Genomic DNA, 15,642 nt, shown 5'->3' with positions numbered 1-15,642 from the left:
GCCCGTTTCTCTACGGTGGCCGTTCGCACAGGGCTGGCCGGTGTGGGAGCGGGGAAAATACGTGGGGCGTCCGGAGAATCCGATCGATCCGCAGGACGGGCCCATCGCGCGGTTCGCTCACGAGCTGCGCAAACTGCGGGACGAGGCCGGCGCACCCGCCTACCGGGCCATGGCGCGGCGGGCCGGCTACTCCGGGGCGACGCTCTCGCAGGCCGCCGGGGGGGAGCGTTTACCGACCCTGCCGGTCCTCCTGGCCTACGTCACCGTGTGCCGCGGCGACACTGCGGACTGGCAGGACCGGTGGGAGCGGGCGAACGCGGAGCTCCTGCGCCTGCCCCGCCCGGCGGACCAGGACACCGAGCCCCCCTACCGGGGGCTCGCACGCTTCGAGCCGGGTGACGCGGACCTGTTCTTCGGCCGCGACCACCTCATCGACGACCTGCTCGAACTGGCCCGCAACCGCCGTGTCACCGCGGTTGTCGGAGCATCGGGCAGCGGCAAGTCCTCCCTCCTGCGCGCCGGCCTGGTCCCACGCCTCCGCCACACCGACCAACCCGCCCTGCGACCCGCGGCCCTGCGCATCATCACCCCCGGCGCCCACCCACTGCGCACCCACGAACAACGCCTGACCCCCGCAACCACGACAGGCGGGAACGAGGGGGCGGCGACGTGGCTGATCGTCGATCAGTTCGAGGAAATCTTCACCCTGTGCCGGGATCCGGCCGAACGCACCACGTTCATCGACCGGCTCCTGACCGCCAACGATCCCGACAGCCGGCTGCGCGTCCTGATCGCGGTCCGGGCCGACTTCTACAACCGGTGCCTCGAACACCACAACCTGATCACCGTGCTGCGCGACGCCACCATGCCCGTCGGGCCGATGAACGCGGACGAACTGCGGGAAGCGATCGTCAAGCCCGCCACCGCCCGCGGACTGATCGTCGAACGCGGCCTGACCGCCCGCATCCTCCAGGACATCGACGGCGAACCCGGTGCCCTGCCCCTGATGTCCCACGCCCTCCTGGAAACCTGGCGCCGCCGCAGAGGCAAAGCCCTCACCGAAGCCGCCTACGACGCCGCCGACGGACTCCACGGCGCCATCACCCACACCGCCGAAACCGCCTACACCACCCTCACACCCACCCAGACCCTCCTCGCCCGCCGTATTCTGCTCCGCCTGATCACACCCGGCGAAGGAACCCAGGACACCCGGCGCCCCGTCGACCGCACCGAACTCGACACCGCGGACCCCACAGACACCAACGCCGTACTCGAACGCCTCACCTCCGCCCGCCTCCTCACCGTCGACGGCCCCACCATCGACCTCGCCCACGAAGCCCTCATCACCGCCTGGCCCAGACTCCGCCGATGGATCGACGAAGACCGCGAACGCCTGCGCATCCACCGACAGCTCACCGAAGCCACCCACATCTGGAACAACCTCGACCACGACCCCGGAGCCCTCTACCGCGGCACCCGCCTCGCCACCGCCGAAGAAACCTTCACAACACCCCACACCCGCACCGACCTCACCCTCCCGGAACAGGAATTCCTCACCACCAGCCAGCAACGCCAGAAAGCCGCAGCACGCCGTACCCGGCGCCTCAACACCGTCCTGTCCTGCATGCTCGCCCTGGCGCTGCTCGCTGCCGGGTTTGCCTTCTGGCAGAGGCAGACTGCCCTCACCGCAGAGCGGACGGCCCAGTCCCGGCAGACCGCCGCGCAGTCCGCAGCCTTGCTGGGAAGGGACCCCGACCTCGCCTCGCTGCTGGCGGTCCAGGCCTACCGGACCAGCCCCACGACCGAAGCCATGGCCAGCTTGAACGCGGCCGCCGACTATCCGCTCCGTTACCTTCTTTCCGGTACCAGTCCGGTTCTCTCGGTGGCGTTCAGTCCTGACGGCCGGACCCTCGCCATCGGTGATTTCGGAGATGCGCGGTTGTGGGATGTGGCGTCGGGTAAGGCCCGCACTGTCCTCACCGGCCGCGATCCGGTGGACTCGGTGGTGTTCAGTCCTGACGGCCGGACCCTCGCCATCGGTTATGACGAACAGGTGCGGTTGTGGGATGTGGCGTCGGGCAAGATCCGCACCACCCTCACCGGCCACAGTGATTCGGTGGACTCGGTGGCGTTCAGTCCTGACGGCCGGACCCTTGCCATCGGTGATTACGGACAGGTGCGGTTGTGGGATGTATCGTCAGGTAGGGCCCGCATTACCAGCCGCATCGAGGGGATGGGCTCGGTGGCGTTCAGTCCTGACGGCCGGACTCTCGCCATCGGTGATGACGAACAGGTGCGGTTGTGGGATGTTGCGACGGGCAAGATCCGCACCACCCTCACCGGTGACACCGGTTGGGTTGCGTTCAGTCCTGACGGCCGGACCCTCGCTGCCGCAGACGGCAATCTGTCAGTGCGGTTGTGGGATGTGGCGTCGGGCAAGGCCCGGATTATTTTCACCGGCCACACCGTAGGGGTGTACTCGTTGGCGTTCAGCCCTGACGGGCGCACTCTGGCCACCAGTGGCGGCGACTGGTCGGTGCGGTTGTGGGACATGAGCACGGGCAAGATCCGCACCACCCTCACCGGCCATACCGGGGGAGTGGCCTCGGTGGCGTTCAGTCCTGACGGCCGGACCCTCGCCACTGGCAGCCTGGACGGGACAGCGAGGTTGTGGGATGTGGCGTCGGGCAAGATCCGCACCACCCTCACCGGCCATACCGGGGGAGTGGCCTCGGTGGCGTTCAGTCCTGACGGCCGGACCCTCGCCACTGGCAGCCTGGACGGGACAGCGAGGTTGTGGGATGTGGCGTCGGGCAAGATCCGCACCACCCTCACCGGCCATACCGGGGGAGTGGCCTCGGTGGCGTTCAGCCCTGACGGGCGCACTCTGGCCACCGGAGGCGACTGGTCAGTGCGGTTGTGGGACGTGGCGTCGGGCGAGATCCGCGTCTACCTCACCGGGGGAGCGGACTCGGTTGCGTTCAGTCCTGACGGCCGGACCCTCGCCACTGGCAGCGAGGGCGGGGAAGCGATGTTGTGGGACGTGGCGTCGGGCAAGACTCGTGCCACTCTCACCGGCAGCAGGTCTCAGGCGGTGTTCAGTCCGGACGGCCGTACGCTGGCCACCAGCGACCGCGAATGGGCAGTGCAGCTATGGGATGTAGGCACCCGTACGATCCGGGCCACCCTCCCCCGCCACACCAAGGAGCTCTTCTCGATGGCGTTCAGTCCTGACGGCCGGACCATTGCCACCGGCAGCGATGACAAGACAGTTCAGCTGCGGAATGTATCCCTGCTTGGACCAAATGAGGCAATGCGTAAGATCTGCCGCGCTCTGCACCGAGATTTCACCTCGGCCGAGCGGTCGCTGTATCTGCCGGATCAAAAGCACTCTCCCGTATGCCCCTGACCTGGCCGGTACTGTCAAGCCCCGGGCCTCGTGGTGTGAGTGGGAGTGTTGGTGGCAGCGGCTGTGCGTCAGCCGCGTTCTGTTGTCGGTTTCCTGGTCATGCGTGTGGTGGCCGGTCTGGTCCGCTGTCATGAGATGGCCAAGTGGCTGCTGCTGCTCTTTGACCGACATGTGGTTGAACGGCTGCCGTGGGAGCGACTGCTCATGTCACGAGAGCGAGAGTTCTCGGCTGGACCAGGCATTATCGCGGTATGGGTAGAGACATCTGGGGCTTCATCGAGTGTCATCGTGACTATCGGGACCATGAGGCGGATTCGTTCTGGCACGCCGCTATCGACCTGGACCATCTGGAAGTGCCGAGGAATTACGACGCCTTTGGCTGTCTGCTCGGTGTCTGCGACAACGAGCAGTTCGTGCCGGTGGCTCCTGTCCGTGGACTGCCTGAGGACGTGTCGAACCGTGTCCGCGACGGGCATGGGACGACGGGCGGGCGAAGCGCGAGTTGGGTCAGCTGGGCGGAGATCAAGCGGGTCGACTGGGATGAGGAGTCCGCCGAGCCCGATGCCTACATCCGCGAGTACTACCGTGACCCGCAGGGCGGCTGGCAGTTCCTCCAGCGGCACTACTCCGCTCCTCGCCGGTTCGTCGAGCTCTGCGGACAGCCGGCTTACATCGCGGGCCGGCCCAAGCTGCACTTCCCGGAGGGCTCCCGGTGGATCGATGGAGACCAGATGTTCCGTGTTGAACGCCTAAGCCGCGGTGACGCCGTGCCGGACGAAGAGTGGGGTCCCGTCTGGACCGTCATGCGGACCCTCGCCGAACTGCACGGCGACGACGACGTCAGGCTCGTCGTCTGGTTCGACGACTGACGTCACCCCACGGCCCCGGAGGGTGCGATCTCTCGGGTTGGTGTCAGTGGTGGTGAGGGTCAGCGGCGGGGATTGTTGGCGTGGGTTCTTGTTGCTGGTCAGGGCGGTGTCGATCGTCTGGTTTCACTGTCATGAGGTGAGAGATTCTGCTGTCATGAGGCGTTGTCTCATGGTGGGTGGCGCTGTCTTAAGGTTCGAGGGTTCTTATGCAGTGAGGCTGGTGGGTGCGGTCTGGTCGCAGGGTGGGGGGTCTGAGGACCGGGTGTTGGGGAGACCGCGGGGCCGCCCACAGTCTCGGCAGGGTCGCGGTGGAGCAGGGTGACCCGACGGCGGAGGTGGCCACGACCGCCGCGGAGCTCCGGACTGTCGGCGTACTCCTGAAAATGCACACCTGGGTACGGATGAACGTGCTCAGGCCCTGGCGATTCAACGGAAGGCGTCGGCGTTCTCCGAAGCCCACTGCCGGAACGGGCGAGCCGGCGTTCCGGTTACCTGAGAAACCGTGTCGCGCACCATCAGCAGCTCGGGGTTCACGTCTCCACCGGTAACGTCGAGCACCGCGTCCGCGGCCTCGGCCCCGAAGACCTCGACCATCTGCTCGTGGGCTTGCCGACGGCTGATCTCGACGAAGGGAACCTCCCGACCCAGTACTGCCGCGATGACCTCGACCTGCTGTCGGGCGGATATCGGCTCTGGCCCGGTCAAGGCATACGTGCGTCCGTGGTGGCCGGGCTCGGTCAGTGCCACTCGTGCCACCGATGCGATGTCCGCGGGGTGGATGGTCGGCAGCGCGGTCTCGGCGTACGGCGCGCGGATAGTCCTGCGGCCACGGATGGACGCAGCCCACATCAGGGCGTTCGACGCGAACTGCGTCGGCCGCAGGATCGTCCAGGCCATGCCGGTTTCCTTGAGCAGTTGCTCCACCGCCAGGTTCTCGTCGGCGGGGCCGAGGTGCGGGTGGGTCTGGACGGTGATGGACGAGACCAACACGACGTGCTCCACTCCCGCTTGCCGGGCGGCTTCGAGGATGTCGGCGTCCGAGCCCAGGCGCGACACAAGAAACAGCGAGCGCACCCCCTCCAGCGCGGGCTTCAACGACGCCGGCTCTGCGAAGTCGCCCTCCACAGCCTCGACCCCTTGGGGGAAGACGGCCCGTGCGGCATCACGGGTGAGCCCTCTCAGCGGCCCGACACCGCGTGCGTGCAGCTCCTTCAGCAGGGCACTGCCTATGTTTCCAGTGGCTCCGGTCACGAGGATCACGAGCGTGTTTCCCATCGTCAGATGATCGAGTAGGCGACACGCTAGAACCTCAATCACGCTTCAGGTCAAGAAGACGCCTGGCCATGCCCGCAGGTGGGCACGTTCATCCGTACTCGGCTGTGCACGTTCACGTGTACGCCGACACGGACCGTCGCGGCGGACAGCGAGCAGTCGGAGAAGGGCCTGTCCATTCGGCCTCGGCCCTGTTCATGAGGGGAGGCCGGTAGACATGCCCGTCCTTCCGTCGCCCGGTCTACCCGGCGGGTGATGTCTCGTCGATGATCCTCAGGACGGTGACGTGGCCGTCGGGGACGGTGTGGGCGGTGTTGGTGTTCTGGGTTGTCCACCAGGTGTCGCTGACGGGTTGTCCGGCCCTGCCCCACTGGGTGAGGGTGAGTTCCTCGCCCTGGGCGAAGTGGCGGTGGACGGCCGGGTCTTCGGTGACGGCGGTGTGGTCGCGGATGATCCTGACGCGGGCCCGTACGTACCAGTCGCTGCGGGCGACGGCGGGCTCGGCCCTGTTCTGCATGGGGGTGGTTCCTCCGGTCGGTGCGGGTGTTCTCCCTCGCACAACGTCAGGAGCGGCCCGGGAAGTGCCTGATTCGAACGGAAGATCCTGGGCACCCATGCCTGGGTTTCTGGTGCCCCCCGGCCGTAAGGCGCTGACAGCACGAGGCCCTGGGCGCTTCGCCCAGGGCCTCTCTGTGCAGTGCCGTTCGGATCGGTTCAACGGTCCGGCTACGGCCGGTGTCACGCCCACTCCACACCCACTGGGCGGCTATCTGCGGGGTTCCGGGAACAGCCCGCGTGCTGGGAGCGTGCGGGCTGCCGTGAGTGGTGTCAGGATTTAGTTGTCTTCCATTGGGTGCAGCTGTTCTCGATGATGTGCCGGTTGCCGTACTCGCCGGCGCAGACACGGAACTCAAGGTTCCATCCCTCTTCGAAGTTTTTGTTCGTCCATCGATACGTCTGGAATCCACCGGTGTGCCAGATGAGTCCTTGTCGAACGGTCGCCTGGTTCCTGGGGTAGACGCTGTGCCAGACAACCACGGTTGAGTGCCCGTCCTCCTTCTCGTCGACGATCTCGAACCAGTCCCCGTCCTCGCGGAAACAGCCCTTCCCCACGGAGTTGGGGGGCGCGCACACCCATTTGCCCGCACTGAACGGAGGTGCCTTGGTGCCGGCAAGGTTTTCCTCGATGGTGCCCGCCGAGGCGTTGCTGATTGTGAGCAATGTTGCGGCGGCGATACCACTGAGGACAGTCGCTATTCGTGTTCTACGCAAGGTAGTTGCTTCCTATGCAAGTTGACCGCTGGGACGCGATGAGTATAGAGATGCCAAGCACCTCGCGCTCAGGTTTCTACCCGCCCCCACGCCCAGTCGACTCCGATCCCGGCGAGGGTCTGGCGCTGCTCGGGGGTGAGCTTGTCGCGTCGGCTCTTGGTGTTGGAGAGCCACACACCCAGCCATACCTATGTTCCGTCGGGCAGTTCTTCGCTCCACGGCCGGGGTACGACGAGCGTTCCTTCCCGCTCGGTGTACTGGGTGAGCGCGGCGATACCTCGCTCGGACGCACCGCCTGCCGCCGCCCCCTGCCTCTGCCGGGTCTTCCGGGCCGGGGTGGCCGGCCGTGGTGCGGGCGTGACGCCGAGGAGGGCCAGGCGCTCGCGCTGCCCTACGGCGAGCCGGTCCCAGTCCTGCCGTTGCGTGGCCAGCCACCGGCCGACGTCCATGCCGTGCACGACCGTCCCGGCCGCCACTTCCCCGAGCACCTCCCCGGGCGTCACAAGACCTGCCAGGGCGGTGTAGTGGCGCTGCCAGTCCACCGGCCAGTCCGGCCGCCAGTCCGGATCGATCGCGGCGAGCAGCTCCGCCCGGCGCTCCGCCCGCACCAGGTCCTTGCCGATTCCGCCCTTCTTCCGGGCGTTGGCCAGCCATTGTCCGAAGGGCCGGTCATTATCGCGGCGGTCACGGGTGCGGCGAGTGTTCCGTACGCCGCGAAGTACGCACGTGCGGCACCCAAGTTCTCCTCCCACGCCGCGTCCGCCGGGTCCCAGACGATGTCGAGTTCCTCCAGGTCCGCCGCCCGTTCGGGGAGCAGTGTCCCGGCCCGCATCGCCCGCCGCTGATCGGACAGCCATCGCCCCAGCGGAAAAACGCCCCCGTCCCTGCCCCCGTTGTCGTTCCTGTCCTCGACGTCGGCACGGATATCGGAAAGCTGCTCGGCGCGTTGGACTGGGTCACCCCTCTGGCGGGCGGCGACATAGCTGCTCTGACGGTTGGAGGCTCGCTCCTACGGGTGGACTCCGTCACCGGCCTACAAGTGGGACGCCCCATGCAAGTCGAGCACACGAACGGGGCGCTCATCTCGCCCCTCCGCTCATCCGGACAGCTGGTGCCACGACCGGACCACCCGCACCAAGTCGCGGTAGTCACCAGGGCCGGCGTTACCCGGGGCACCATCCAACTCTGGGACACCCTCGCCGGCCAACGGATCGGGGTCCTGTCCGGTGACGCGATCAGCCCCGTCTTCCATGACTTCATGCAACGCAGCCTCGTCTTTTCCGCCGACGGCCGGAGTCTGTTGGTGCAGAGCGCGGACGGCACCGTCCGCCAATGGACCGTGGACCAGCGGAAAACCACGGGGCACCCCATGGCCGTGGACCGCCTGGACAACGTGGTCTCTCTGACCTCGGACGGCACAGCGATCACCGAATCCTCCGGCGGCTACGATCTGTGGGCAACTGACACAGGCCGTCATATCGGCGCCATCCCCACCGTGCTCGACACCAGGCGGACAGCGATCATCCACGAAGACCGCCTGGTCGCCTACGCCAAGGGCTGGCGGCAGACCTACGACCTTGATCGCGCGAACTGGTTTCCCCACCTCTGCTCCTCGGCCGGGCGTGATTACACCGAGGAGGAGCGCAAACGCTTCCTGCCCGCGGGCACTCCCCCGGGTCTTCCGTGCGAGAACACGAGCCCTTGACTCTGTCGGGGAACTTGGAGATTCCCAGCGCGGCAGCGTTATCAACGGGCGTGCTCGGGCTGTCCCAGTGGCCGATGCAGTTGCCGAGTTGCCTGTTGTCCGTCCGTCCCCGTCGGTGAGCAAGTCCCCCCTCTGACCGCGCACATCGCGCGGGCGAGGAACCCGGGTGGCACGACAGCGATGTGGGTGAGAGACCGGCTGGATGGGCTGTGGTGCGACGAGGACTTTGCCGACTCCTACTTTGTGGTGGGCTGTCGGGGAGGCAGCCCGGGGATGGCGCCGTCTGTGAAGTTGGTGCGGATTTCGCGGACGGCTGGTCCCGGAGTGCCGTGCAGTTCGGTGCAGGCGATGATGACCTGCCCGCCGGCGCCCGAGAGGTCCTCGGACGTGGCCAGGTCTGTCAGGCCGTCGAGCAGCGCGGCCCCGGTGCGCTGGTCCTCCGGGCTGCTGCCGAGGCCGGTGAAGGGGCCGTCGACGATCAGGAACTGCGGCACCGGCATCGCGGGGACCTCCAAGGCGGTGTCGCGCAATGCCAGCAGGACACTGACGTTGGTGCGGGTCATGCCGTGACCGGCGACGGCCCGCGCGTCGAACGCGCTGCCGTTGATCGTGACGGAGAAGTCCGCCGGGTCGATGGAGACGGTGGTGATCTCCGGGTCGCATGCTTGCATTCGGCGCAGCATGTGGTGGGACCACCGGTCGGTGCCCTGTTTCACCATGAGATCGGTGTCGTTGCGTGCTGCGGCGTACGCGGCCTCGGCGGCGTTCTTGTCCTTCTCCAGCTGCGGCAGCCTCCCGCGCAGCTCGGTCAGCTCCGCGAGCTCCCGCAGGTGCTCGGCGTTCTGCTCCAGCCGTGCGGCCAGCTCACGCACGGCAGCCTCGGCCTCGACCACTGTCTGCTGCTGCGGCGCGACCACGTCCTGGGCGAAGACCTGCGCGGCTGCCGAAGCCTCCACCACGGCCCGATCGGCATCGCGAGCACGCCCACGGGCGGCATCAGCGGCCTCGGACGCGCGACGGGCTGCCTCCCGGGCCCGCTCAGCAGCCTCCTGCGCCTGCGACATCCGCCGCTTCAACTGCTCGGCGCGGTCCTGGCGTTTGGGATCGGGCCGCCGGCATACCCGGCAGTCGTTTTCCGACAGCCCCGTCAGATCGAGCAACTGCACGCACTGGGGGCACAGGCTCGGGTCGGTAGCAGCCTCCCGCAGACCAGCCAGACGGCCACGGGCCTCGGCCGCGGCCGCCTCCAGCAGCCGCACCGTACGTTCCCGCTCGTCCGCAGCCGCACGAGCGACACCCCGCGCCTCCTCCGCCACGGACGCCTTCTTCTGGAGCGCCGCGAGTTCGGCATGCAAACGGCTGAGAACCACACCCGCCTCCCTCGCCCTGAGAGACGCCTTCTCCTGCTGAGCGGTCCACTGAGCGGCACGGCGCTGAAGATCCTCGACCGACGGCAGCTCACGCTCCTCCCGATCACGCAGAATCCTCTTCACACGGTTACTCACCGACCGCCACTCCTTCGTCCTGCCAGCGGCCTCCTGGCGCAGCGCGTCGACCGTTTCGTCATCGGCACCCAGCAGCACCCGCCCCACCGCACTGCGCTGCTCCTTGCTCTGCCCGCCGAGGTAGTCGTTGGGGAGGTCCCGCTGGCGTGCGTAGAACCACGGCATCAGCAGATCCAGGGTGACGCGCGTACGCCCCGCACCCAGCCTGGGAATCCCGAGGAGATCCTGGAAAACGTCAGCCGCAGACCTGCGGGCCTCGCTGCGCTTGACCGGGTGATGTTCCTCCGTGCCTAGCGTGCTGTGGGTGAAACTCACGTCCTGTGAGCGGTCCACCGTGCTGCGGGTGATCCGCCACCGTGACCCCCCGATGCGGGCAACGAACCCGACGCGGCTGCACGCCGCCGCAGCCGACATCAGCTTCGCGCCGTCCACCCCCAGCGTCCACCCCAAGACCTCCAGCACGGTGCTCTTGCCCGAACGGGTCTCCCCGGTCAGCGCGGCCATTGGGGCGCCGAACCGCAACTCATGCACCACCCCGTCGACTTCGAACAGCTCGCACTCGACGTTGAGCGTGACCACCAGATGCCTCCCGCAGACTCCATCGCGCTCCCCGCGCGGTGCTTGTAGCGGATAAACGACGCTCCGCTGTCCGGGTGACGTCCGAACACGCCCCCGGACCGGAAGCCACATGCCGTGACACCCGCAGGGCGACAGCCGGCGCCCCAGGGTTGTCTAACGGCGTTCCTCGGCTTCCCGCGAAATCTTGTTGATGAGATTCCAGAACGGGTCCGTAGGACCTGCGCCGGTGGTGGGTCCCGACCTACCTGCGGCACCCATGCCGAAGATCTTGGCAACGCGGTGCTCCCAGCACCGTCGGCACTGGCAGTCGCCCGCAATGTGCGCAGGGCAGATTCGATCAGCCGTTTCGTAGATATGGGTGGCCAACGCCTCTGCTCGTGCCCTCCACTGCCCCGCGTCCGACCGAGCACTTGAAGCCTCTTGCTCTGCCCGTCGCTTCGCACCGATCATTGCCCAGTCTGGGCCGCCTCCGCCGTAGCTCACTGTTCACTCCTCTTCAGCCACTGTTGTGCGTCGTGCCCAGGACAACGGCGCCACTATCCAGCGAGACACGCCAATTCACCCAGGCCGCGCTGACCCAGGCGGCACGCGCGCTCTCCCGGGCCGCCGACCCTGACGCTCTCTGATCACAGGCTCGATCCGCGGTGCACGGGTAGGCACGGCGTGCGGCCTACCTGCCTGGCCCCGCTGCTGTTTCCCGGCTGCTCACCGGCTGAGGCGGATGCGCGGCCCCACGCGAACTCAAGGTCGTCCAGCAGCACGGTCTCCTCTTCCTTCTCCCACTGGCCGCGCAGAGCGAACGGGTTGGTCTCCATCCGCTCCAGGATGACCAGGGTCTCGGGCTGTCCGATCAGCGTGTACCGGCCGTGCGAGGCGGGCCTGCTGCCCGGCCCGTACGCCCGAAGCAGCTCCTCCAGGCGGCGGCGGTGCTGCTCGATGAACATGTCCAGGCGCTCGATGTACCCGTCGTGTTCCTGGGTGCGCACCGTTCTCAGCGCGACGTCCAGGAACTCTCCGTCCGGCCAGTGACGTGTCCCCTGCGCGGCCAGGGCCCACGGGAACCGTTCCGCCGCTGCCAGGATGTCCTTCGCCTCCAGCGCTGGCACCGAGGACGGGGCTGGGGGCTTCACCGGCGTCTTCTCCGAGGCGGGGGATACCAGCTGCTGACGGGGCATGACTGACACGGCGGGCAGTGCAAGTGTGCCGTCGGCCCGGACGGCGGCACCGGCGAGGACCGCATGGAGTACTTCGGCTGCCAGGTGTTCGGGGATGGCGCCCATGCGCTGGGCGAGGTGGCGGGCGGCTGCGGCGGTGTCCGCCCCGAGGTGCACCGGCATGCCGTGCAGCCGGTCCTGCTCGGACGCCCGCCGTTCAGCCAGCTGCTGCCGGTGCCGACCCACGGCTGTGGTCCGGCGCTCTTCGTAGTCGGCTGCCCAGGCGGTCTGCACGGCATCCTGCGCGGCCGCGTACGCACCGCCGGTTTCCTCCAGCAGGGCGATGACCCGATCCCACTCGCTGACCTTGGCGTCCATCGTCTCGAAGTGCTGGGCCACCCGATCGGCGACGGAGTCGCTGAAGCAGTCGTCCTGCTCGAAGCCGCCGATCAGTGGGTTCTGCCGCCGCAGGTCCGCGTGCTCCGGTGTGCCGGGCGTCCGCTGCCGATCGATCAACCGCACCAATCCGTCCCGCTTGGCCCGCGCTCCTTCCACGTCCAGCCCTTCGGCCTGCCGGCCGATCGCTCCGCGCGCCACGTCGGTGGGGGTGATGTGCATCAGTTCTCCTTGCGATCGTGGCTGTTGATGACGGCGATCGTCAGGACCACCGCATCCCGATCGTGGACAGCTGTTCCATCCGTTCCGGGGTGAGCGTGGCGACCCGGCTCCGCTGGTTGCTGACCCATGCCCCCAGACGGAACTGGAGTTCCCAGCCGTCTTCGGAGAGCACGGTCTCGACATGCTTGCGGGGCACCTGGAGGTGTCCCTCGCGCTCGTAGAACTGCTGGGCGGCCGCGAGGTTGGCGGTCCACTTGTCGGCCTGCGTCGGTCGCGGCTTCGGCTTCTCCTCCTCGGTTGCGGGTGTAATCCCGAGGACCTGCTCGCACATCCACTGCTGCACGGTCGTGAGCTGATCCCACCCATAGCGCACCGATGTCACCCACCGGCCCAGATCCTCGCCCTGGCGCAGGACCTCACCCGCCCCGGTGGGCAGCGTCCCACCGGCGTCCAGGTGCATCCGCACCAGGTGGAAGCACCGCTGCCACGTCACCGGCCACGTCGGGCACCAGGACGCGTCGATCTCCTCCAACTGCTCGCGCCGGGAGTCCGACAGCGCCCCGGCCGACGACTGAACCGCCAGGCCCTCCGCCCGCCGCTGCTCGTTCTCGGCAGCCTTCCGGGCGGCGGCCCGCGCGTTCTTCAGGAAGATGCCCACCTTCGCGCCCTGGAACGTGGCGTCCAGCGGGGCCAGGAGGTGGCCGTGTTCGGCGGCCCACCCGCGCGCGGCGGACAGACCTTCTTCCCACGCGACGTCGAAGTGGGACCAGACCATGCCGAGCTTCTCCAACTGGACGATGCGGTCCTCGTCCATGTCCCCGCGGGCGTAGAACCGCCGCGCATCGGCGGTCCACTGCCCCAGCGGGAACCCGGCGAGCGAGACCGGCCACCCCTCGCCCTCCGCCTCCTGATCGTCGACGGCAGGCACCCGGAACGTGAACGGCACCCGCAGGTCGCCGTGCTCGCGGGCGTAGATGACGGCGGCCTCCACACCGCGCCGCCAGTGCGCGTGTTCCGGGTTGACGACGCGCAAGTTGATGAACGCCGCGAGGGCGGCCGGGTCGCGGGGCGTGGAGAACTTCAGCAGGGCCTTGGCGGGGGCACTCACGCCTCCGGAGCCTTTGCCGCTCCCGTCCGTGCTCTTCCCGTTCTCGTCCTTGGCTACGGGCTTGTAGCGGCTTGGGGCCTGCTGCTCCGCGAGGCTCTCCACGATCCGCGCGTCGTGGGCCCGCAGCGCTTCCAGGAGCTTGGCCAGCCCGCCGTACGCCCGGGAGGTGAGCATGTTGTCCGCTGTCTCGCCCGGCCCGAGCAGTACCGGCACCACGAGCGAGGCCGTCTTGCCCTCGCCGGGCTGCGTCCGCAGTGCCCGGCCCACGGCCTGGACCAGGTCCGGCATCGAGCCGCGCACGTCCGCCCAGTACACCGAGTCGCAGTGCTTGGTGTCGACGCCCTCGCCCAAGACCTTCACCGAGCACAGGAAGCACTTCTCCACCACAGTGCCGTCCGTGGCGATCCCGGCCGCGAACTCGCCCAGCAGACGCCGCCGGTGGAGCGGCTTGTGGTCCCCGCACAGCCAGTCCGCCCAGATCGTCTTCGGGTACAGCTCGGGGTCGGCGGCGTGCAGCTGCGCGGCGACCTGGGGGAGGCCGGCCGCGAACGCCTCGGCTTCCTTCACCATGTGGTGGAAGACCAGCGTGCGGCGGAAGCCCTCCTCCGAGGACGCCTTCACCAGCGCGGTCTGCAGGGCGGCGAGCCGCGCCCCGCGGACCTCTGCCGAGCGGCCTTCGGCGCCCAGGAGCTGCGCGGCCTGGAGCGCGGTGTCGGTGACGTCCACGCACACCACCTGGTAAGGGGCACAGATTCCCCGGTCGATGGCCTCCGAGAGCGTCAAAGTGAACGCCCTGCTGCCGAAGGACCCGTCGGGGTCGTCTTCCATGCTCGCGACCAGCTCACCGGGTGCGCCGTCCTGGTCCTCGTCCCCGAGCTGCCACAGCCGGGGCGTGGCCGTCATGTAGAGGCGGCGCAGGGAGGGGATCTTCTGGTTGTCGTGGACGACCGCCCACGGCTTCCCGATCCGGCCCGAAACGCGGTGGGCTTCGTCCACGACGATCAGGTCCCAAGCCGCGAGGCCCCCGGCGTGCGCGCGTTCCAGTGTGCCCAGACCGAGCGAGGCGTACGTGGCGTACACGGTCACCTTGTCCAGGCCCCGCGTCCACTCCACCAGCTCGTCCACGTCCGTGGTGTTGGGGAAGGACACCTCCTCACCCCGCAGCGAGGACACCCCGATCATCGGCCCCCGGCGGCCCCCCTCGCGCCACGCGGACTCGGTCTGGGCGAGCAGGTCCAGCGAGGGCACGAGCACCAGCACACGGCCCGCGTGGAGCTCCTCCGCGCTGCGGACCGCCACCCGCGTCTTCCCGGACCCGGTCGCCATGATCACCTGCGTTCGAAGCCCCCGTTCAGGCACCAGTGATCTTGCAGGCAATTCGAGGGCACGCACGACCGCGTCAATGGCTTCTCGCTGGGCTGCCTCGCGCTGGTCAACGCGGTCTGTGCTCGACATATCGCCTGCCTTCTCCTGGGATGCCGTCCGGTCGATTCGAGCGGCGGGAAACGGGAAACCTGCACGTAGAGGAGCTGCAAGGGCTACGGTTGGACTGACGCGATCGGGTGGTTGCTTTGCCTCACCGGAGCACCAGCAAGGCCGTGTGGTGGATCTCGATAACCCTTCGGGGCGGTCCGGGGTGGTGTGCTCTGAGTCCATAGCTTATCTCGGCTCCAAAAATGAAGCACACAGAATCGTGAGATTCCCTCTAACGTGGCCGAAAGCTGCTAGTCTTGCCTTATCGCAAGCCAATCAAGCGCCTTGACACCCCCTCAGTCCGCTCCCTTTCTGCGGGCGATCGGCCCCCGCGATGCGCCACTCGCCCGACCACCCGTCACCACCACCCCTCCTCCTTGCTGCTGCTTGGGCCGTAGGCCCGTGGGTGGGCCGCGCGGAGCGTGGCCCACCCACCCCCTGGCTGTACTGGGGCTGACAGGGGGTCTGGGGGGTGGCTGGAGCGCAGCGGAGGCCACGGGTCGGCCGGAGGCCGGCCCCGGCCCGCAACGCGGGCCGCCTGCCCTGCGGTTGGGTGGCGGGCGCGGAGCGCGTGCCACCTGGCGGTGAACGCAGTGAACCGCCTCCGCTCACGCGGAGCGGGAGCGGCCAGGCCCCGCAGGGGCCTGGCCCGCTGCTACGCGCGCAGCGCGTAGGGAC

The 15,642-nt window shown here is 68.3% G+C and carries 11 protein-coding genes and 1 pseudogene; 3 read left to right on the top strand and 9 right to left on the bottom strand.

Annotated elements, in window-relative coordinates; genetic code table 11:
- Nucleotides 1–61 precede the first annotated feature (61 nt).
- Nucleotides 62–3,409 (top strand): nSTAND1 domain-containing NTPase, encoded by a 3,348-nt coding sequence (locus OG251_RS43275; protein WP_326681550.1) that lies wholly within the window; start codon nucleotides 62–64, stop codon nucleotides 3,407–3,409.
- 251 nt (nucleotides 3,410–3,660) lie between these two features.
- Nucleotides 3,661–4,278, top strand: coding sequence for a hypothetical protein (locus OG251_RS43270; RefSeq protein ID WP_326681549.1), 618 nt, complete (start codon nucleotides 3,661–3,663; stop codon nucleotides 4,276–4,278).
- 426 nt (nucleotides 4,279–4,704) lie between these two features.
- Here the strand turns inward: OG251_RS43270 and OG251_RS43265 are convergent, their stop codons facing one another.
- The 6 genes and pseudogenes from OG251_RS43265 to OG251_RS45150 form a co-directional block, all read right to left on the bottom strand.
- Complete coding sequence (locus tag OG251_RS43265; RefSeq protein WP_326682741.1) at nucleotides 4,705–5,538, bottom strand: SDR family oxidoreductase; 834 nt, start codon at nucleotides 5,536–5,538, stop codon at nucleotides 4,705–4,707.
- 253 nt (nucleotides 5,539–5,791) lie between these two features.
- Nucleotides 5,792–6,067: a hypothetical protein gene (locus tag OG251_RS43260; RefSeq protein ID WP_326681548.1), complete on the bottom strand. Its 276-nt coding sequence runs from the start codon at nucleotides 6,065–6,067 to the stop codon at nucleotides 5,792–5,794.
- Nucleotides 6,068–6,378: 311 nt separating this feature from the next.
- Nucleotides 6,379–6,771 carry a hypothetical protein gene (locus OG251_RS43255; RefSeq protein ID WP_326681547.1) on the bottom strand — a complete coding sequence of 131 codons (393 nt, stop codon included), beginning with the start codon at nucleotides 6,769–6,771 and terminating at the stop codon, nucleotides 6,379–6,381.
- 119 nt (nucleotides 6,772–6,890) lie between these two features.
- Complete coding sequence (locus tag OG251_RS43250; protein WP_326681546.1) at nucleotides 6,891–6,998, bottom strand: helicase; 108 nt, start codon at nucleotides 6,996–6,998, stop codon at nucleotides 6,891–6,893.
- 12 nt (nucleotides 6,999–7,010) lie between these two features.
- A complete protein-coding gene (locus OG251_RS43245; RefSeq protein ID WP_326682813.1) occupies nucleotides 7,011–7,574 on the bottom strand; it encodes a helicase associated domain-containing protein in 564 nt (187 codons plus the stop codon).
- 38 nt (nucleotides 7,575–7,612) lie between these two features.
- Nucleotides 7,613–7,747, bottom strand: a pseudogene (locus OG251_RS45150) (helicase associated domain-containing protein); the annotation flags it as partial.
- A 333-nt stretch (nucleotides 7,748–8,080) separates the two neighbouring features.
- Here OG251_RS45150 and OG251_RS43240 point away from each other — a divergent pair.
- Complete coding sequence (locus OG251_RS43240; RefSeq protein WP_326681545.1) at nucleotides 8,081–8,527, top strand: hypothetical protein; 447 nt, start codon at nucleotides 8,081–8,083, stop codon at nucleotides 8,525–8,527.
- A gap of 236 nt (nucleotides 8,528–8,763) precedes the next feature.
- Here the strand turns inward: OG251_RS43240 and OG251_RS43235 are convergent, their stop codons facing one another.
- The 3 genes from OG251_RS43235 to OG251_RS43225 form a co-directional block, all read right to left on the bottom strand.
- Nucleotides 8,764–10,611 carry a hypothetical protein gene (locus tag OG251_RS43235; RefSeq protein WP_326681544.1) on the bottom strand — a complete coding sequence of 616 codons (1,848 nt, stop codon included), beginning with the start codon at nucleotides 10,609–10,611 and terminating at the stop codon, nucleotides 8,764–8,766.
- A gap of 626 nt (nucleotides 10,612–11,237) precedes the next feature.
- Complete coding sequence (locus tag OG251_RS43230) at nucleotides 11,238–12,383, bottom strand: hypothetical protein (RefSeq protein WP_326681543.1); 1,146 nt, start codon at nucleotides 12,381–12,383, stop codon at nucleotides 11,238–11,240.
- A 40-nt stretch (nucleotides 12,384–12,423) separates the two neighbouring features.
- On the bottom strand, nucleotides 12,424–14,946 hold the full coding sequence (locus tag OG251_RS43225; protein ID WP_326681542.1) for a DEAD/DEAH box helicase: 2,523 nt from the start codon (nucleotides 14,944–14,946) through the stop codon (nucleotides 12,424–12,426).
- Nucleotides 14,947–15,642: the final 696 nt, after the last annotated feature.

Source organism: Streptomyces sp. NBC_01237 (assembly GCF_035917275.1).
Lineage (GTDB): Bacteria > Actinomycetota > Actinomycetes > Streptomycetales > Streptomycetaceae > Streptomyces.
This window is presented reverse-complemented; position numbering and strand designations above follow the sequence as displayed.

Excerpts from the sequence above, each read along its gene's own strand:
- OG251_RS43240 (WP_326681545.1), top strand. The coding sequence starts at position 8,081 with ATGCAACGCAGCCTCGTCTTTTCCGCCGACGGCCGGAGTCTGTTGGTG.
- OG251_RS43270 (WP_326681549.1), top strand. The coding sequence starts at position 3,661 with ATGGGTAGAGACATCTGGGGCTTCATCGAGTGTCATCGTGACTATCGG.
- OG251_RS43230 (WP_326681543.1), bottom strand. The coding sequence starts at position 12,383 with ATGCACATCACCCCCACCGACGTGGCGCGCGGAGCGATCGGCCGGCAG.
- OG251_RS43260 (WP_326681548.1), bottom strand. The coding sequence starts at position 6,067 with ATGCAGAACAGGGCCGAGCCCGCCGTCGCCCGCAGCGACTGGTACGTA.
- OG251_RS43225 (WP_326681542.1), bottom strand. The coding sequence starts at position 14,946 with ATGTCGAGCACAGACCGCGTTGACCAGCGCGAGGCAGCCCAGCGAGAA.